This is a genomic window from Collinsella sp. An2 (assembly GCF_002160065.1).
Classification (GTDB): Bacteria; Actinomycetota; Coriobacteriia; order Coriobacteriales; family Coriobacteriaceae; genus Limicola.
The window spans coordinates 48097-66411 of record NZ_NFJW01000010.1; the positions used below are offsets into that span (position 1 = coordinate 48097).

Annotated in this window: 17 protein-coding genes; 4 read left to right on the top strand and 13 right to left on the bottom strand. The window is 59.6% G+C overall.

Features of this window, described 5'->3' with window-relative positions; all coding sequences use genetic code 11:
* Window positions 1-7: 7 nt before the first annotated feature.
* The 6 genes from B5F33_RS07465 to B5F33_RS07490 are packed head-to-tail and all read right to left on the bottom strand — an operon-like array spanning window position 8 to window position 7890.
* Complete coding sequence (locus B5F33_RS07465) at window positions 8-1420, bottom strand: glycosyltransferase (protein ID WP_087411176.1); 1413 nt, start codon at window positions 1418-1420, stop codon at window positions 8-10.
* Complete coding sequence (locus tag B5F33_RS07470; protein ID WP_087411177.1) at window positions 1417-2577, bottom strand: HEAT repeat domain-containing protein; 1161 nt, start codon at window positions 2575-2577, stop codon at window positions 1417-1419. The genes B5F33_RS07465 and B5F33_RS07470 overlap by 4 nt, the downstream gene beginning before the upstream one ends.
* Window positions 2574-4838, bottom strand: coding sequence for a hypothetical protein (locus tag B5F33_RS07475; protein WP_087411178.1), 2265 nt, complete (start codon window positions 4836-4838; stop codon window positions 2574-2576). The genes B5F33_RS07470 and B5F33_RS07475 overlap by 4 nt, the downstream gene beginning before the upstream one ends.
* Before the next feature lie 41 nt (window positions 4839-4879).
* Window positions 4880-6436, bottom strand: a complete 1557-nt coding sequence (locus B5F33_RS07480) for a CotH kinase family protein (protein ID WP_087411179.1) — start codon at window positions 6434-6436, stop codon at window positions 4880-4882.
* 14 nt (window positions 6437-6450) lie between these two features.
* Window positions 6451-7134 carry a DUF4956 domain-containing protein gene (locus B5F33_RS07485; RefSeq protein WP_204214463.1) on the bottom strand — a complete coding sequence of 228 codons (684 nt, stop codon included), beginning with the start codon at window positions 7132-7134 and terminating at the stop codon, window positions 6451-6453.
* Between the two features lie 60 nt (window positions 7135-7194).
* Window positions 7195-7890, bottom strand: coding sequence for a polyphosphate polymerase domain-containing protein (locus B5F33_RS07490; RefSeq protein WP_087411181.1), 696 nt, complete (start codon window positions 7888-7890; stop codon window positions 7195-7197).
* 188 nt (window positions 7891-8078) lie between these two features.
* Here B5F33_RS07490 and B5F33_RS07495 point away from each other — a divergent pair, with 188 nt between their 5' ends.
* From B5F33_RS07495 to B5F33_RS07505, 3 genes are read left to right on the top strand one after another with little or no spacing between them, the layout of a single operon-like run.
* The gene (locus B5F33_RS07495) at window positions 8079-9263 is read left to right on the top strand and encodes a GGDEF domain-containing protein (RefSeq protein WP_087411182.1); all 1185 of its coding nucleotides are present in this window, start codon (window positions 8079-8081) and stop codon (window positions 9261-9263) included.
* Window positions 9264-9303: 40 nt separating this feature from the next.
* The gene (locus B5F33_RS07500; protein ID WP_087411183.1) at window positions 9304-10482 is read left to right on the top strand and encodes an HD domain-containing phosphohydrolase; all 1179 of its coding nucleotides are present in this window, start codon (window positions 9304-9306) and stop codon (window positions 10480-10482) included.
* Window positions 10475-10813, top strand: a complete 339-nt coding sequence (locus B5F33_RS07505; protein ID WP_158095339.1) for an Hpt domain-containing protein — start codon at window positions 10475-10477, stop codon at window positions 10811-10813. The genes B5F33_RS07500 and B5F33_RS07505 overlap by 8 nt, the downstream gene beginning before the upstream one ends.
* Window positions 10814-10933: 120 nt before the next feature.
* On the opposite strand, the gene glyS is transcribed toward B5F33_RS07505, so the two are convergent.
* The 7 genes from glyS to rpsP all read right to left on the bottom strand — a co-directional run bounded on the left by glyS (window position 10934) and on the right by rpsP (window position 16545).
* The gene (glyS, locus tag B5F33_RS07510; RefSeq protein ID WP_087411185.1) at window positions 10934-13027 is read right to left on the bottom strand and encodes a glycine--tRNA ligase subunit beta; all 2094 of its coding nucleotides are present in this window, start codon (window positions 13025-13027) and stop codon (window positions 10934-10936) included.
* 1 nt (window position 13028) lies between these two features.
* Window positions 13029-13937, bottom strand: coding sequence for a glycine--tRNA ligase subunit alpha (locus B5F33_RS07515; RefSeq protein ID WP_087411186.1), 909 nt, complete (start codon window positions 13935-13937; stop codon window positions 13029-13031).
* Between the two features lie 101 nt (window positions 13938-14038).
* Window positions 14039-14602, bottom strand: coding sequence for a signal peptidase I (gene lepB, locus B5F33_RS07520; protein WP_087411187.1), 564 nt, complete (start codon window positions 14600-14602; stop codon window positions 14039-14041).
* An 11-nt stretch (window positions 14603-14613) separates the two neighbouring features.
* Window positions 14614-15381, bottom strand: a complete 768-nt coding sequence (gene trmD / locus B5F33_RS07525) for a tRNA (guanosine(37)-N1)-methyltransferase TrmD (RefSeq protein ID WP_087411188.1) — start codon at window positions 15379-15381, stop codon at window positions 14614-14616.
* 9 nt (window positions 15382-15390) lie between these two features.
* Window positions 15391-15918, bottom strand: a complete 528-nt coding sequence (locus tag B5F33_RS07530; protein WP_087411189.1) for a PRC-barrel domain-containing protein — start codon at window positions 15916-15918, stop codon at window positions 15391-15393.
* 6 nt (window positions 15919-15924) lie between these two features.
* A complete protein-coding gene (locus tag B5F33_RS07535) occupies window positions 15925-16170 on the bottom strand; it encodes a KH domain-containing protein (RefSeq protein WP_087411216.1) in 246 nt (81 codons plus the stop codon).
* A 42-nt stretch (window positions 16171-16212) separates the two neighbouring features.
* On the bottom strand, window positions 16213-16545 hold the full coding sequence (gene rpsP, locus B5F33_RS07540) for a 30S ribosomal protein S16 (RefSeq protein WP_087411190.1): 333 nt from the start codon (window positions 16543-16545) through the stop codon (window positions 16213-16215).
* 266 nt (window positions 16546-16811) lie between these two features.
* Between rpsP and dinB the strand changes: the two genes are divergently transcribed.
* Complete coding sequence (gene dinB, locus B5F33_RS07545) at window positions 16812-18071, top strand: DNA polymerase IV (protein WP_087411191.1); 1260 nt, start codon at window positions 16812-16814, stop codon at window positions 18069-18071.
* The last annotated feature ends 244 nt before the right edge of the window (window positions 18072-18315 follow it).

Here is an 18315-nt window from a genome sequence, read left to right on the forward strand (position 1 = left end):
CGCTTCCTCACTCGGCGTCGAGCGTATGCCGCTGCACCGTCTCCCACCTGCGTCCGCGTTTGCGGTAGCCAATGAGTGCGGCCATGCGCGTCACCGCAAGGATGAACCGCAACACCGTCACCTCGAAGAGCGACAGCAAGACGGCCCGCACGATGTCGAGGGCTGTCAGCCGCAGATCACGTGTCTGCACGCGAGAGAAGAATGCGGTAAGCGACATGACAGCCCCAAAGACCGCGTAGATTCCGAAGAACATGAGCATGAACGGAACGTTGATGAAGTTGAAGATGGCCGCAACGATCATCGTTACGATGCCGAAGAGCTCGATGACCGGAGACAGCAGTTCGTAGACAAGAAAGTATGTATAGGAGAGAACCGCGACCGGACCAAAGCGGAAGTTGGCGAACAGACGCGTGTGCTTGACCATGGATTCGAACAGGCCCGTGTGCCAGCGCCGGCGCTGCCGCATGAGGTCGCCCAGGGTTTCGGGGGCTTGGCTCCAGCAGATGGCATCCGGAGCGTACCGGATGCGATACGGAATGTCGTTGCCGCGGCAGAACACGTGCAGCCGTGTGACGAGCTCCATATCCTCCCCCACCGTCTGGGGGTCGTATCCGCCCACCGCAAGCACTAGATCTTTGCGGAACAGCCCAAACGCCCCCGAGATGATGAGGTTGCCGTTAAACTGGTCGAGCAGGATGCGGGCAGACAAGAACGAGCGGTCGTACTCGAGGACCTGCATGGCAGGGATAATCTTCTTGGGCAGCGAATAGGACTGCACCCAGCCGTCGCGCAGGGCGATGCCGTTGGCGGGACGCACCAGACCTCCCACGGCAACCACCGTATCGTCCTCGATCACGGGCGTGACGATCTCGCGCAGTGAATCCCGCTGCAGTGCCGAGTCGGCGTCGATGCAGATGAAGTACGGAAACCGCGAAACGTTGATGCCCGCGTTCAAGGCGTCGGACTTCCCGCCGTTCGCCTTGCGGACGAGCGTGAGGTGGACACCCGACACCTCGGCCGTCCACAGGCTCTCGATGGGCTGGGTCGCGAGGCGGATCTGCACGGGGCGGTCCGTACGCTCGAGGCAGAAGGTGTCGATTACCTTGCGCGCGGTGTCGTCGGTGGAGCCGTCGTCAACGACCACGACCTCGTAGAGGCGGTAGTCGAGGGCGAGCAGGGACCGCACGGAGCTGACGATGGTGACGCCCTCGTTGTGTGCGGGGACGATGATGCTTACCGGCACGTAGCAGTCCGGCGCGATATGGCTTAGGTAGTGCGCTTCGCGCGAACGGCGATTCAAGATGGAGGCGCCGACCGTCACGGAAAGGAACAGAAACGTGGCGTAGCCGATGAGGTAGATGATGAAGAAGACGCCCACGGCCCAAAGGAAAGCCTGCACGGAGGCAGCAAGCGGTGTCATGCGGCATCGCCTCCCAGGACAGGCACTTCTGTCTTATCGTTCGCGTCGCTGGCGCCGCCAAGCTTCCAGCGGAAGACGACCATATCTCGCGCGAAGCGATCGTCGCCGCACATGATGTTGGCGAGCTCACGCTCAGGTGTCGCTCCAAGGCGGAAGAGGCTCTCGGCTGCGTTGTAGCGAACGTGGTAGACGGGGCTGTGAAGGCAGCGCTTCAGTGCCTGCACGGTCTTGTCGCATGGGTAGGAGCCCAGGACCGTTGCGGCCACGGCGGCGTACTCCCATGAAGCCGACGTGTCGGCCCGGGTGAAATCTACGATGGGATCCAATGCGGACTCCCAAGGATTGGTCATGAAGTAGCGCATGCAGGCAAGCCTGACCTCGAGGTTCGCGCGATCGTCCTGCATGAGGTCGAGCAGAAATTGATGGCGGTCGATCGGCGCGGGTTCGCATCCGTAGCGGGCTGTCCTTGCGTGACGCAGGAAGTTGATGATGCAGACCTGCATCTCGGGCGTGCGCTGTTTGAATCCTTCGAGGAGCGCGTCGGCAAGCTCGTTTCGGTCCCCCGGATAGGCAAGCAGCGTCTCCGAGATCAAGCGGTGTGCGCGCTTAGCACCGTCCGCATCGAGCAGCCGAACGGCACGTGCGATCTCGGTGGCCGTGCTGATATGCACCAGAGCCTCGAAGGCGTTCTGACGCGAATAGAGGGCTTTGTCGCTGAGGCACGCAAACAGGTCGGCTATGAGCGCCGAGGATGCGGGGCGCCCGCGGTACCAACGCGTGACGATGGCCGCAAAGTAGGCGCGGCGCAACGAGTCCCTACCGGTAAACGAGGGCAGCAGCGTATCGAACACGCCGGAGATGTCTTCTAGATAGTGTTCGGCCTCATCGGGCATCTCTGAGCTGAGCCGCTCCATGGTGCGGTCGAAGGACTCCATGCCCGAAAGCGTGCGCAGCCTTCGGCTCAGAAGCTGGCGATGCTCGGCGTCGGTTCCGTCGAGCCCGCGAGCAATCGCTGTCTCCAACAGGGTCGCCATGTGGCGCGACCGCCGCTCGAGCAAAAATGCGCGAACCGTCTCCCACTGCAGAAAAACGAGGTCGAATATGATCATGGCAAGGCTGACGATTGCGTAGAACGCGATGAAGATAGATGCTGTCATGCCGCATCACCCGTCCACGCTTCTTGTAAGGCAGAGAAGACCGGCTTGAGGCGTTCATGGGTGGTAACTTCGGTGTCCCATCCGTCCAAAAGCAGCTCGGACATCTCTACGACATCTTGTGATAGAGCATTGTCGCCACCTACCGAAATACCAAGCGAAAGAGCGTCGATAGACATATCTTCGACGCCGTAGTGCTCGTAATAATCTTGGTGAACACGCATGGTCGATGGATCGCTAAAGTTTAGGAGCTGCCAGGGAATGCGCACCTCCAAAACACCGTCTCCGTAACAATAATCTGCTAGGGAGTCGTAGTCGGGACTGTCCGGATCGGCATTGCCCTGACGGAGCTTTCCCGTCGACGCATATGCGTCGGTGAGATCGTATTGAAAGTTCTCCATTTTCTCGAGACCGATTGTTCCATCATCCAAAGTGGGAAGCGGCTGATCAAGGGCAAGCAACGAAAGCGTCGTGCGAGCCATGGTCACAGGCTTGAATAACGGAGAATCCTTTGCAGGGATGGAGACATACGGATCGCGGCCCTCGACGGTCATGAGCATCATTGCCCTCGTGACGTCATAGCGTTCCTGCACATATAAGCACGCATCGTTCCCATCGAAGAGAATCATAAAGTCGGCGGGCTGCTCAAAGACAAGGGGAAGCGTCGTCGCATCCACTTTCAACTCGGCATATGTGAGAATTCCGCTCAACGCTTCTGTATCGGGCAGATAGCAAGCAGTTGTCGAACCGCTCATGCTGGTTACGTCGATGGGGATAATAGTCCTTTGTCCTTCAGCAACGTCATCACCAGAGATTTTGAGATACAGGTAGCGTTCATCATATTGTGCAAAGAGCTCAGACCCATGTGCCGAGATAATCGGGTCGATTCCATCCCACTCTTCGTCCGATCCGTCGACGATGCAGCATGGAAGCTCCTCGCCAGGATCAAACGCAAGAATTCCGTATCCCTGATCGACCGTCTGAGCATCGCTCCAATACGGTGTCCTCAGCTGATCGGTTGCAAAAACGGTATTCCATGTCCGTCTTCCCCACTCATCGTTCCACTCGTAGGCAAAGGAACCGGCACATTGCGCTTCTACGATGTCGCGATAGCACTGGACCATAAGCTCAGCCTGTTCGCGTTCGGAGAGGCCTCCTTGGTCACGGCCCGTTGTGTCTTCGGCGTATCCGGTTCCCCGTGAGGACGAAAGACCGTATTCCCCTATGACCACAGGACAGGAATGATGTTCAACAAGAGCTGTAAGATACGGACGATAGCAATTGCCGTCGGCGTCGGCGCAAAATGGCGCCTCACCGGGTTCAAGATATCGAGCGTAATCAGGCTCAAACGGATACACGTGGTACAGAGCGAAGATTCCAGAATGAAGCTCATCGGTTCCGACAAGATGCTCGATATCGACCGAAGCGTATTTATTGAACGTTTCGGCGATACGGTCTGGATATTCAAACGGATCGGTCGTCGGGCTGTTGACGATTCCTATGAGCCGTTGCTCATCATAACGTTGCGTCTCGTAGGCAACGGTTTCGTCGACGAGGCGGGCGAGCATGGATTCGAAGGCCGAGGAGTCTTGAGTTGAAGAAGCGTACCGACCGGTGTACGGAGCCATTTCGGCATCAACGCTGTCGGTATATGCAACCGCGCGCGTGTCCCACGGCACGCCAAGGGCGTATCCGACGACCCAGCTCGATACATCTACGGTATAGGAACCCGTTCCGGATACCTGTCTAAGCTCTAACGGAAGTCGGCCATGGATGGCATCGATGACCTTTTTGGCCCCATCCCGCAGCGAGCCGAAATAACCCTCATCATAGGCATCCATGTGAGAGTATGCAGCGTAATCATCAAGATAGACTCCCTGCAGAAGATAGAGCGGCGTATCTGCCTGCTCATTGTATTCGCTCAAAGCCCGATAGAACGCATCGCCCATCAGCATGTAGACACGAATCGTATTAGCGCCCATATCCTGAATCTCAGAGAACCAACGCGTATACGTTTCTTCATCCACCGCATAGTCGCTTACAAAAGCACCCGGCACGGAACCTGCAAGGTCTACACCACGCATGGTAAATGGTTCCCAGCCTTCCGAAGAGAGGGCCTGAGTCTCCTTGCCGTGCGTTCGCCACTCGCAGCTGATTTCTTCAGGAGAATCGAGAAGCAAATCGACTCCATGATTCCAGACAAGATAAAACGCAATGAATGCGAGCAGTGTCACAGCACACATCGCCAAGATGAATCGTTTCATATGGTCCTCCCCTCAGAGCTCATGAAATGCGTGCTCGACAATCAGTGGTTATCCATCTTTACTGCGGACTCATGTGAGTACTGTTTCAAGCTTTCAATGTGGGTGTCGAGCCAGGTGCCTCGTTTATCGATGAACGCCCTGAGCTCTCCGATTGCCTCCTCATAGCTTGTCGGATTTCTCTCAATAGGGATCAAGCGGTGTTCGGCCTTGAGGGTAGTGGGATCGAAGGTGGAACCCCAGACCTTCCAATTGCGCTCGATTGCAGGTCCCAAGAAGTCGAGTGCCGAATCGATAAAGTTGCCTAGATACTCGTCCGAAAGAACATCTTGACGCAGCTGACGATAACGATCGATGACGGCATCGATGAAATCCTCGTCCTTGACAAGCATGGTGAACCAAGGACGATTGACCATCGTGAACCCCGATGCGTCAGAGTAATCCGCTTCCGCATAGTTATCGAAAGCGCTGTTGAAATCCCAGATCGGTCCAAGTGATATACCGCTGCGCAGGTCGCGGGACAAATATGTCGAATAGAGAGCAGCATCGTAATTCATGCTGAACTCGTTCGCTATGAAATAGGAGACGAACGAGTCCACATCGATATAGTTCCAGTATCCGTAATCCGCAGTGTCATAGTCATATGAATAGAGAGCCTTTTCAAAGGCACTGAAATCTTCCTCTATCCATTGAAGTTGCTCGTCGGTTAGTTCTTCCGCTTTGGGATACAAGACTTCAAGAGATGAATCAAGTAAGCCAACCTGAGAACCGAGATTGTCGAGCGTGACGGCATTCATATCATATCGATCAAGCTTCAACATATAGCTTGTTTCCGGTCCACTATTCACACCCTGCTCTGTTTCGGTGAGGCTGACGCGACTTTCGGAAACATCAACCGCCTCCATACAAAGAAAGAGGCCACGATACTCATCGTTCACGAACAGCTCACAGAACCGAACCTCCGGGGTATCTTCGCAAAAGGTTCCGAAGACGTTATACGCAAGATAGTTGCGAATAAGGGATTTATCGAGATAGGGTCCGTTAAGAATCCAACCGTTGTCCGCCGGCATCCCCAGGACGCCCTCGTTCACAGGGTTGCCTTCCTCATCGATAAAATGAAGGGAGTAGTTTCGTTTGGGAAAGTCCCGCGACCGGTGTCCTCGGTAGCGGATACGAGTCTGAGATGAAAAGATCGGGTCATCGCTCAGCTGGTTAGCGCTTCCCTCATCGTAGATGATGTCGATATCTCCGATAATGTAGTCGAGGCCTTCTGCGGTTTTCGTTTCGTAGTATCGCCCGTCAGGACGAAGTTTGGCGTCTCCATCCTCCTCGGTAACCACGTCGCCCGGGACCTCCTGTCCGCGCGTGTCTATGGACACGACCGGCAGATGGCTTGCAAAGGTCTCGGGGTCGATGCTCGTCGAGCTCGCAGCGGCGCGGTCGGCCTCTGAGAGGTCGTCCAAGGAGGCCGCCTGCTCATGCTGAATGTAGCGCTGCTGGGTCCCGGTCTCCTTCTCAATCTCCCAGGTTCCCAGATGCGCCGCCACGGCAACGATAAGAGCGCAGACGCACGCTATGATGGCAATTGCTTTCGACCGCATGGAGACACCGCCGCTTAGCTGCCGATTTCATCGTTTTGAGCGACGATGTTGACATACTCCACGTCACCGAGGGCATAGATGCGCTCGGTGAGCACGACGCCGGCTCCCTTCTGGGCACGGTCGAGTGCGCCCTTGGTCACCTCGAAGATAAACTCGACGCTCGACTCGGTGGTGTTCTTGACGCGCAGGCTCGCCTTGGACCCGAGAAGCTCGAAGATCTTGCCCTCGATTTCAAGCTCGCGAGCACGGGCGGCGCGGATGATGATGAGGGTGCGCACATCGTTGCGGATACGGCCGAGCAGCAGCATGGTGACGAACACGGCGACGGTGCCCACAGCCGCAGCAAGGAACTGTGCCACACCACAGCAGATGCCGCAGATGATCGCCCAAAAGATATAGGTCGTATCGCGTGGGTCCTTGATGGCGGTACGAAAACGCACGATGGACAGAGCGCCCACCATGCCGAGGGACAGCGCGATCGAAGAGCCGATGACCATCATGACGGTCGCCGTGAGAACGGTGAGGGTCACGAGGTTCACGTTGAACTTCTGCGAATAGATGGTTCCCGCATGGCTCTCCCAATACGAGACGAAGATCACAAGTCCCAGGATGACGGCGCAACCCACGCGCAGTACCGCGTCCTCGAGGCCTACGACCGATGCCGATCCTTGCAGAAGCTGATAGAGCTCTTGTCTCACAATCCACCCCTTTTCCGTCATTGCATCCCGGCGAAAGATTTGTTGCCGATAGCATGGTTGCTAGAACTGATAACCCATCGAGATGTCGCGCCCCAGACAATACTTGCTCACGGAAAGCGCTCGTTTCTCAACGGAGTTGAGCTGATCTTTGATGTAGCTCAACAGAAACCCGTTGTACTTCACCTCCAGGATGATGTTGAACGGGTCGAGCACCGGATGGAGAGGCAGATGTTCGTCAAACACGTTCACATTCGCCTCGGTCGCCCGTATCTCCGAATCGAAGGTGATGCGAATCCGGTTCTCCTTCGCCACGTACGCGCGTCGTCGATACTCGATCACCGCCTTGGGGCGGTAACCGTTGCAGGCGATAAACGCGTAGAGCTCGCCGGCAAAGGCCTCGGGACGTTCCAGCATCCAAGAGAGGTCGCCTGCGACAAGTCGCTCTGCCTCTGTGCGGCACAGGGGTAGCGACCGCTTGAGCTGATGCTCCCCTTCTTTCTGCTTCATCTCGAGCAAGGCGAAGTCTGCGGTGGGGTCATAGAGGCGAAGACGCAGCTTGCGCCTCGGATCAGTGCCGAAGAGCTTTTCGACGAAATCACGGTCCGAGACGGTGTCAAAATACAGGGAGCGAATACTATAGCCGCACGGCCCGTTGTGGTCATCCTCGTGCATGACAGCGGCAAGGCGGCGCTGAAGCTTGGCCGCCGCAGTGGGATCGACCAAGAACTTCTTCTCCTGCCTCGTCACCTGCCGCACGTGCCGGCACCCTCCCTATTTCATGCTTAAACACCAAACAAACATCCCTATACGCAGGAACATTTGTAGATAATCAGTATACCGTCAGAACTTTGAGGGGGAGTACAGATTTTCTCCGGCTACCTTTATGCTGGTACAGCGACAGCATATTCGTGGTCGAACAACCAAGCGTTGAAGGGAGATGCACGGTGAGGGCTCTCGTGCATGCATATCGTACCTATCAAGCACGCGCAGCGGCGTACTTCAAGGACGGCGTACGCGAGATTGCAGCCGATAACTTCAAGTTTCTGCGCTTTGCGAGCATTGCGACGTTGCTTCTGCTTGTCTTCCTGCTCCTGCTGGCACCGGCGGTGATTCATGGCTGGAAGCCCTCTGTGTTCCATCTCGTCTTCCTCCCGGTCATGATCGTGTTCTGCGCGATCGCCTGGATGGGCCATCGGCGCGGCATGCTCCGCCATGCCCTTCCCATGTGCATCGCCTTTGAGATTGTGCTCTACGCCTTCATGATCTTCCTTGATACCGCAGCAGAGCCCGACTCACCAAGCACCTTCATGCAGCTCGTATGTATTGCCCTTCCCGCGCTCTTCATCATGCCCGACTTCATAACCTACGGCTTGCTCACCGCGGCCGAGGTCGTCTACCTTGTGTGCGTCATCACGCTGAAGGAGCCAGGAATCGCCCAGTACGACATCTTCGAGATGATCACGGGCTTTCTGTTCGCGCTCTGCGTGTCGCATCTCACCATGAACTATCGGTTGAGTGCCCATGAGATGCGCATGAAGTACGAGATCATGAGCAAGCGCGACACGCTTTCGAATCTCTATAACAAGCGCGCCTTCGTCGAAAAGGCACGTGCGTATCTGGAGAGCGTCAACCCACACTGCACCTGTTCTCTGGCATTTTTGGACCTCGATGACTTCAAGGCGTTAAACGATACGCTGGGACATCCGGCAGGTGACGAGGTGCTCATCGACATGGGCCATCTCCTCAGCGAGCTCTTCCGCCCCACCGACATCATCGGGCGCTTCGGCGGCGATGAATTCCTGGTGCTTGTTGAGGGTATGGCAGATATCGACTTGCTAAGACACCGCTTTGACGCGGTGCGTACGCGCCTGCGCGAGGCCTGTGAAAAGCAGCTGGGGTACGAGATCGGCTGCAGCGTGGGCATCGTTTATCTCAACAACGAGCCGGCAGATTTCGATGAACTCGTGGGCCAAGCGGATGCACAGCTGTATACCGCCAAGCGCGAAGGAAAGAGCCGTACGCGTATCGCCCACTACGTTCCGGCCGGAGTGGAGGCGGTGGACACCAACGTCAGACAGTCTCCGAACGGAGATGAAGCCGATAGGACGCATGGCTCATCAATAATGTAAGCAGCTGGAGCTGAGCAGAACCATCGTAGGGAGGGCGACCATGGGCATCGTCTCACGAAGTGAATTCGAGACCTCGACCGCCGAGGCGTTCGACCGCGTCTGGGGTCTTGCAGACGACTACGGTCCCATACCTGCTCGCTCGCGTGACCCGCACGCCCTCCTGATTGCCGACGACGACGCGATCAATCGTCTCGTGCTTGCCAACCTGTTCGGTGACCACTACGAGATAGACGAAGCTGAGGACGGCACCCAGGCGCTCGCCATGGTGCTCAATGACCCTCTACGCTATGCCGCCATCCTCCTCGATTATCAAATGGAGGGCATGAACGGAATCGAGGTGCTGCAGGGCCTGGCAAGAGTCAGATTAGTCGAACGCATCCCCACCTTCCTCATCAGCGCTGAGGTCGACGATGCTGTGACCGAGCGTGCCTACGCGCTGGGCGTCATGGACGTCGTTGAGAAGCCAATCATCCCCTACGTCGTCAACAGGCGCGTCGGGTCCGTCATCGAGCTCTTCTCGGCACGCCGGCGTCTGAGTACCGTCGTGCAGGAACAACAAACCGAGCTCGTGCGCCGAGCGACAACGATCATCGAGCTCAACCGCGGTATGATCGAGGCGCTTGCCGCCGCCATCGAGTTTCGCGACGGCGAGAGCGGCGACCATGTGCGCCGCATTCACGACATCACGCATGCCCTGCTTACCGATACCGATCTGGGAAGCGGGCTTTCCTCTGACGACGTCTCGAACATCGCGCTTGCGTCCATCATGCACGACGTGGGCAAGATCGCCATCCCCGACGCCATCCTGTGTAAACCGGGCCGCCTCACGCCCGAAGAATTCGAAACCATGAAGACGCATACCGTGGTCGGCGCGGAGATGCTGGCGAAAATCCCGCAGATGCGCCGCAGCGAGGTCTATCGCTACGCGGTCGATATTGCCCGACACCATCATGAGCGCTGGGACGGACGAGGGTATCCCGACGGTATCGGCGGGTCGGAACTGTCAATGTGGGCACAGGTCGTCTCGATTGCCGATGTCTACGACGCGCTGCGCTCAAAGCGCGTCTATAAGGATGCCTATGGACGCTCACAGGCACTGAACATGATCGAGGATGGCGCCTGCGGCACGTTCAATCCCAAGCTGCTCGCGACCTTCCGCGCAATCGAGCCGCGCCTGAACGCGATGTATGTCGGACAGAAGGAGGAAACCCGTGGATAGGGCTGCATGCGAAGCTGCCGGCATCGATGTCGACGAGGTGCTGGGGCGCGTCCTTGGCCGCGAGGATGTTGTCGAGAGGCTGTTTGCGGCATACCTACATGACGAATCGGTCACAAAGCTTGGAGACGCGCTTGAGACGGGCGATCTGAACGCCGCCGAACGAGCGGCCCATGCGCTCAAAGGCGTTTCGTCAAACCTTGCCATGGAGACGCTAAGCCAGATGGCCGTGGAGACCCTCGCCTTGGTACGTGCCGGCGATGTAAAAGGAGCAAGAAGGCTCTACCCCACCCTGCTCGATGCCCATGGGCGCGTTGTTGCTGCCATCTCCTAGCACGGGTCACGGATCGCAAATCACGTTCAAAACCATTGGAAGTCATCACATGAAGCGGCCCCGGTGCGCAGCTCATCACGCGCGCACCGGGGCCGTTCGTTCAATACTTGGTTGAAGCGCTTACTTCTTTGCCAGAGCGCCCATGTCGGCAACGTCGGCAAAGACCGCCTCGAAGCGGTTGAGCAGACGCAGGCGGTTCTCACGAATTGCCTGGTCCTCATCCATAACGAGCACGTCCTCGAAGAAGCGGTCAATCGGGGCACGAAGCGCCGCAAGGCCAGAGATGAGCGCCTCGAAGTCGCGCTTTTCGATAGCCGTCGCCACCAGATCGTGCGCGGCGTCGGTCGCAAGCAGCAGGTCGTGCTCGGCCTCGCCCAGCAGCGCCTCGTCGACGTCGGTTCCAAGGGATGCATCGGCAAGGTGGCTTGCACGTGCGTAGGCCACGGCGAGGTTCTCGAAGGTCTCCGGATCGCGCTGACGAGCGTCGGCAAGCGCGTGGGCAAGCGCGAAGAAGTCGGCAGGAGCGCAGATCTTCCCGGCGGAGACGGCGGCAACGACGTCGGCGGGAACACCCTCGTCGCGCACCATCTGCTCCATGCGACCCTTGATGAAGGCACACACCGCTTCGGTGACGGCAGCCTTGTCAAAGCTCAGTCCCTGCTCGGCATAGGCGTCGAGCGCCGGTCCCACGAGCTCAGCGTAGCCGCAGCCCAGGCGCTGGCGCAGAATGTTCACAACGCCGATGGCGCTACGGCGCAGCGCGAAGGGATCCTTCGAACCGGTGGGCGGCTCATCGATGGCAAACATGCCGGCGATAGTGTCGAGCTTGTCGGCAACGGCGACAATACAGCCGGCGGTTCCCTCGGGAAGCTCATCGCCGGCGAAGCGCGGACGATAGTGGTCGCGAATCGCAGCCGCAACCTCGGGGGATTCACCAGCGGCAAGCGCGTAGTAGCCACCCATAACGCCCTGCTGGCTCGTGAACTCCACCACGGCGGAGGACACGAGGTCGGCCTTGGCAAAGTGAGCGGCGCGCTGGGCGTCGGAAGCGGTCTGGGCGCCGATGCGGGCGGCATGGGCGATTGCCAGCGAGAGGTCCTCGATGCGCTCCGACTTCTGCAGAACGCTGCCCAGACTCTTCTGGAAGCCCACCTCGGCAAGACGGGAGCGGAACTCCTCGAGCGAGACCTTGAGGTCCTCGTCATAGAAGAACTTGGCGTCATAGAGGCGGGCGCGGACGACACGCTCGTTGCCGTCGATGATGCGCGCCGAATTCTCGGGACGGCCGTTGGAGACGACGACGAACTCACGCGTCAGGTTGCCCTCGGCGTCGTAGATGGGGAAATAGCGCTGGTTGGACAGCATGGACTCGCAGATGATCTCGTGCGGGACCTTGAGGAACTCCTCGTCGAACATACCAACGAGCACCGTGGGCCACTCGCAGAGGTTCACGACCTCGTCGAGGACCTTCTTAGGGGTGTCCACATGGGCTCCGCCGCGCTCAGCCTCGACCTTCGCGATGCCCTCGGCGATCACCTCGCGTCGACGCTCCTCAGAAAGCACGCCGTTCTCCTCGAGCACCTGCTCATATACGGCAGGCTCGGCGACGACATGCTCGCCCGGCCCCAGCACGCGATGACCGCGTGTGGTGTTGCCGCTTGTGACATCGGCGTAGCTCACCGGCACGACATCCGACCCCAGAAGGACGCAAAGCCAGCGGATGGGGCGCACAAACGTCTCGTGCGTAGTGCCCCAGCGCTGGGAGCGATAGTTGGGCCACTGCAGCGAGGAGATGACCTTGCGGCAAAGCTCGGACAGGATAGGCGTCGCCGGGGCGGACGGAATGTTCTTCTCGGCGAAGACGTACTCGCGCCCATCGGTGTCCTCACGACGGATGAGGTCGGCGGCAGCGATGCCGCACTTGCGGGCAAAGCCCTCGGCAGCCTTCGTCGGGTTGCCATCGGCATCGAACGCGATGTTTGCCGCAGGTCCGCGCTTGATCTCGTGAACCTCATCGGTCGCGCAGGCAACGTCGTTTACCAGGGCGGCAAGACGACGAGGGGATGAGATGACACGCACGGCGCCGTGCGCGAGCCCTGCGGCCGTAAGGCCCTCGTCAACGAGGCGGCCGAACTGCTTGACGGCGTTGATGAGCGGAGCCGAGGGCATCTCCTCGGTGCCGATCTCAAACAGAAAATCGCGAGTCTCGGCCATCTTAGGCCACCTCCTTCTTCGTGTCGGCGTCATCGGGCGTGACCACCTCGGCGAGATAGGCCTCGCAGCAGGCCTTCGCGAGCGTGCGGACGCGCAGGATGTAGTTGGCGCGCTCGACCGCGGACAGCGCGCCGCGGGCATCGAGCAGGTTGAAGGCATGGCTGCACTTCATGACGCAGTCGTATGCGGGCAACGGCAGCTTGGCGTCGAGGCAGCTATGGCACTCGCGCTCGTAGTCGTCGAACTTGCCGCGCATCATCTCGACGTTGGCAATCTCGAAGTTGTACGCCGAGAATTCACGCTCGTTCTCCAGGAAGACGTCGCCGTAGGTCATGGTCGTACCATCGGGGAGCTTGCTCCACACGAGGTCGTACACCGAGTCGACGCCCTGGATGTACATGGCAAGGCGCTCCAGACCATAGGTGATCTCCACGGGCACCGGATCGACCTCGATGCCGCCGACCTGCTGGAAGTAGGTGAACTGAGTCACCTCCATGCCGTTGAGCCAGACCTCCCAGCCAAGGCCCCAGGCACCGAGCGTCGGGCTCTCCCAGTCGTCCTCGACAAAGCGCACGTCATGGTCGGCAGGGTCGAGGCCGATGGCCTTGAGCGAATCGAGATAGAGCTCCTGCGAGTTGGCGGGAGACGGCTTGATGAGCACCTGGAACTGGTAGTAGTGCTGCATGCGGTTGGGGTTCTCGCCATAGCGGCCGTCGGCGGGGCGGCGGCAGGGCTGGGCATAGCAGGTGCGCCACGAAGACGGACCCAGAGAGCGCAGCGTGGTGGCGGTGTGGAAGGTGCCGGCACCGACCTCAGAGTCGTAAGGCTGCATGATCACGCAGCCGTAGGAGCCCCAGTACCGCTGAAGCTCGAGGATGATCTCCTGAAAGGTGAGGGCCTGTGTATCCATGCCCCGTCTCCCCTCTCTCTTGATTGACATGACGACGGCGCCGGCCTAAGCCGAGCGCCGCATGGTTACCGATGCTGCGTCGCGTGAGGACTCTGCCTGCCCTACACGACAGGACCGATTCGGTCGAGCGGCCACAACCTGAAGAGCGCGACCGCCACAAGGTTCTCCCGGGGCACGGCGCCGAAGTAACGCGAGTCGGCCGAGTCCTCACGGTTATCGCCCATCACCCAGATACAGCCCTCGGGAACCGTGAACGGGAAGGAAACGTCCGCACCGGGCGCCTGCGTGGCAAGCGGCCAGGACTCCCCCTGCGTATAGGACTCGTCGAGCGGCTCGCCGTCCACGACGACCTGGCCGCCCTCAAGGTCGACCGTCTGCCCCGCGGTCGCGATGACGCGCTTGACGAGGATATCATGCTCGCTGTCGGCCTGTGGGTTGCGGAAGACGACGATGTCGCCAGGAGCCACGTCAATACCCAGCTCAAGCGTGACCTTCTGACCCATGATGGTATCGCCGATCTGAATCGTGGGCTCCATGGATCCTGTCGGAACCACATAGGGCTCGATCACAAAGAACCGTACCAGCATCATGAGGGCAAAGGTCACCAAGAAGATGGCGATCCACTCCACAATGCCACGGATGACGGACATCTGATGCGTCTGCATGCTCTCGTCTCCTATCCGTATGCCTTGTCCGACGAACCATGATAGCGCTCAAGCAGCTCGGCGGCCCGCGCGCGTTCAGATTCACTCAGGCGAGCATCCGCTATAAGGTCGGGACGCCAGCGGCAGGTGCGATCGAGCGCGTTCTCGCGGCGCCAGGCATCGACCTTGGCGTGATCGCCAGAGAGCAGAATCTCGGGCACGCCCATGCCCCGAAACTCAGCGGGACGCGTGTACTGTTCGTACTCCAAAAGCCCGCCGTCGTCTCCCGTAGCGAAGGACTCGTCCTTGTTGCTCTGCTCATCGCCGAGCGCACCGGGAATGAGACGCACGACCGCGTCCATAACGACCATGGCGGGAAGCTCGCCGCCCGTAAGCACGTAGTCACCGATCGAGATGCATTCATCGGCAAGCGTGTAGGCGCGCTCGTCCATGCCCTCATAGCGACCGCAGACAAATAACAGGCGGTCGTAAGTAGCCAGCCGCTCGGCGCACGTCTGATCAAACGGCGCCCCGCAGGGCGTGAAGAAGACGACATGGGGCTTGGGGCCGGTCGCGGCAATGGACTCGACGGCCTCATAGATGGGCTCGACCTTCATGAGCATGCCCTGGCCGCCGCCGTAGGGTTCATCGTCCACGGTGCGATGCCGGTCATGCGTCCAGTCACGAAGGTTATAGGCCGAAAACTCAAACAGTCCCGCACGGCGCGCACGGCCCAGAATCGAGGTGGACATGACGGGCTCGAACATCTCGGGAAACACTGAGAGCGCCTCTAGAATCATGCAGACCACCTAGCCCCGAGACGACGTATCGATGAGGCCGTCCATGATATGCACCGGCAGCGGACCGTCATCCGGAATGGCATCGATCGCGTCGTCGATGACCGGGATGAGGACCTCGCCATACGGTCCGCCTTCAACCACCCAGACGTCGTTGGCGGGCGTCTCCATGATGTCTGAAAGCACGCCCAGCGAACCAAAGCGTTCGTCGATGACCTCGCGGCCGCGCAGGCGGTCCAGCGAGACCTCGAGCGCGCCGAGGTCAAGGTCATCTTCGCGAGCAAGCAGATAGCAGCCCACGATGTCCACGGCGGCGGTAAGCGAGTCGATGCCGGCAAAGGCGACGACGAACTGGTCACCTTGATCGCGCACCGACTCGACCGTCATGAAGCGGTCGCGCTTGAGCGCCGGCGGCGTCAGAGCGACTTCGAGCCCCGTCCGAACAACGAAAGGAAGGCCGCGCAGCGCCTCTGCGACGACCTCCCCACGTCTTCCGTGTGTGCGAACCACACGGGCTATGTTGCGATACCGAACCGTCAAAGCATCCTAACCTAAGACCTCGACCTCGACAGACGTGTCGAGGCGCGCGGCAAGCGCGCGTGCAAGCGTGCGGATGGCCTTGATGGTACGACCACGCCGACCGATGACCTTAGCGACGTCATCCGCTCCAACGGAGACCTCGATGGTCGAAGAACGATCGGCGTCGATGACCTCAAGGCTTACCGCGTCGGGATCATCGACGAGGTTGACCACAAGATACTCGACCAGATCGGCGATCTGGTCGGAGAGCATGGCCTCGTCCTCGTAGGAGTCATTCTGCTCGGCAGACACGTGTTACTCCTCGGCGCCCTCTGCGGCAGCCTTGGCGGCCTCGGCCTCCTTGGCGAGCTGCTTCTTGGACTTCTTGACGGCGGTCTCGGTCTTCGGGCCCTCCTCGGCGGCCTTGATGAGCGCGGCGACAGCGTCGGTGATCTGAGCGCCCTTGGACTGCCACTCGGCGATCTTCTCAAGGTCGAGGTTGATGGTCTTGGGGTTGGTCAGCGGGTTGTAGCGGCCGACCTCCTCGATGAAACGACCATCGCGGGGCGAACGAGAGTTAGCCACGACGACACGATAGTACGGACGCTTATGAGAGCCGTGACGAGCGAGGCGAATCTTGACTGCCAATGAAAACTCCTCCTACCAAGCAGCATGACAGCTGCGACTACAGACAAACAGGTGGTAATGATACGCCAACGGATGGAGCAGGTGAAGTCCACTGGGGCATCTTCTTCGGAATATCCGCAGGCAAATCCATATTCTACGCACGAATCGGCCAATTGCAAACATTCTGCGGCCCAAATCATGCGGTTTTGGGGGAATTGTGACGGCCCTTCACGGCTGCCGAACGGATTCGAACTCGCGGTGCGTGCCACCCCGGATATACTGAATCTATGGCACAGGGCGAACAGACATACGATTTGTTAGGCACGTGGTCCGGACCCGCCGTGGGCCTCATGGACCTCGATGCCTTCTTTGCGAGTGTGGAGCAGCTCGACCATCCCGCCTGGCGCGGCAAGCCGGTCATCGTGGGCGGGTCGCCCCACGCACGCGGCGTGGTCTCGACGGCCTCCTATGAGGCGCGACCGTACGGCGTCCATTCGGCCATGTCGTCGGCCCAGGCGGCACGGCTCTGTCCCCAGGCCATCTGGACGCGCGGGCACTTCGATCGATATCGCGAGGTGAGCGGGCAGGTCATGCAGGTTCTGCAGGACGAGACTCCCTATATCGAGCAGGTTTCAATCGACGAGGCGTTTTTCGACATCACGCCCGGCCGCTTCTCGCGAGAGCATCCAGTCGTCATCGCGCAGCGCATCCAGCGACGCGTGTCCGAGATTGGCGTGACCTGCTCGATCGGCCTTGGCTGCAACAAGACGGTCGCCAAGATCGCCAGCGAGCGCGACAAGCCGCGTGGGCTCACGGTCATCATGCCGGGAACCGAAGCCGACTTTCTTGCCCCGCTGCCGGTGCGTGCCATGAGCGGTATCGGAACGTCGGCAGAACGCGCCCTCGCCCGCGTGGGCATCCATACCCTCGGACAGCTTGCACGCGCCCCGCTTTCGCGCCTCTCCCCCATCTTCGGAGTCAACGCCGACGCCATGCGCATTCGCGCCGCCGGCGGGGAACACAGCCGCGTGAAATCGGTCGACGCTCCCGACGATGTCAAGTCCGTCAGCAACGAGCGCACGTTTGCCAGCGACCTCACCGACCGTGCAGATGTCGATGCCGCCCTTGCGCTGCTCGGCGAGTCGGTAGGAAGGCGGCTTCGCAGAAAGGGCCTTGCCGGCAGGACCGTGACGGTCAAGGTGAAGTACTCCTACGGATCGGGGCGGACCATCCAGCGCAAGCTTCCCCATCCCACCGACGACGAGAACGTATTCGTGCCGGTGGGCCGCGAGCTGTTGGATGAGCTCTGGGGCCCGGGGACGCATATCAGACTGCTCGGCCTGGGTATCAGCGACTTCAACCTGGACGAGGGCGTCCAGACCGATCTATTCTGCGAAGTGGATGACCGCGGCGCCATGTCGAGCGATCGCCGCGACCTATCCGTTGCGGTAGACCATGTGCGTGAGCGCTTTGGAGCGGGCTCGGTGTCGTTTGGTCGCGCCGCGCGCTTCGATGACGAGGTCGTTCGCTCGGATAAGCAACGCTAGGGAAACACTGATTAAAGGCTTTCGCGCCTGGAATCGTCGTGGCGAGGCGCCTGTCAGGCTCGCTGCCCATGCTCCCTATACAAGCAGGGTTATAGGACAACATGTGTGTCGGAGCCATCTCCGCCATGTTCACGTGCCGACGATTCGTCAACGCTCAGTTATTCCCCGGAATCTGTCTCGATTCTGGAACAAAACTGAGCTTCGACGAAATACGTGGCCGCCGACGCTCAGTTAGACGATATGA

Coding starts and splice junctions, on each gene's coding strand:
- B5F33_RS07465 (WP_087411176.1), bottom strand. CDS start 1,420: ATGACACCGCTTGCTGCCTCCGTGCAGGCTTTCCTTTGGGCCGTGGGC.
- B5F33_RS07470 (WP_087411177.1), bottom strand. CDS start 2,577: ATGACAGCATCTATCTTCATCGCGTTCTACGCAATCGTCAGCCTTGCC.
- B5F33_RS07475 (WP_087411178.1), bottom strand. CDS start 4,838: ATGAAACGATTCATCTTGGCGATGTGTGCTGTGACACTGCTCGCATTC.
- B5F33_RS07480 (WP_087411179.1), bottom strand. CDS start 6,436: ATGCGGTCGAAAGCAATTGCCATCATAGCGTGCGTCTGCGCTCTTATC.
- B5F33_RS07500 (WP_087411183.1), top strand. CDS start 9,304: ATGGGCATCGTCTCACGAAGTGAATTCGAGACCTCGACCGCCGAGGCG.
- glyS (WP_087411185.1), bottom strand. CDS start 13,027: ATGGCCGAGACTCGCGATTTTCTGTTTGAGATCGGCACCGAGGAGATG.
- B5F33_RS07515 (WP_087411186.1), bottom strand. CDS start 13,937: ATGGATACACAGGCCCTCACCTTTCAGGAGATCATCCTCGAGCTTCAG.
- lepB (WP_087411187.1), bottom strand. CDS start 14,602: ATGCAGACGCATCAGATGTCCGTCATCCGTGGCATTGTGGAGTGGATC.
- trmD (WP_087411188.1), bottom strand. CDS start 15,381: ATGATTCTAGAGGCGCTCTCAGTGTTTCCCGAGATGTTCGAGCCCGTC.
- B5F33_RS07535 (WP_087411216.1), bottom strand. CDS start 16,170: ATGCTCTCCGACCAGATCGCCGATCTGGTCGAGTATCTTGTGGTCAAC.
- dinB (WP_087411191.1), top strand. CDS start 16,812: ATGGCACAGGGCGAACAGACATACGATTTGTTAGGCACGTGGTCCGGA.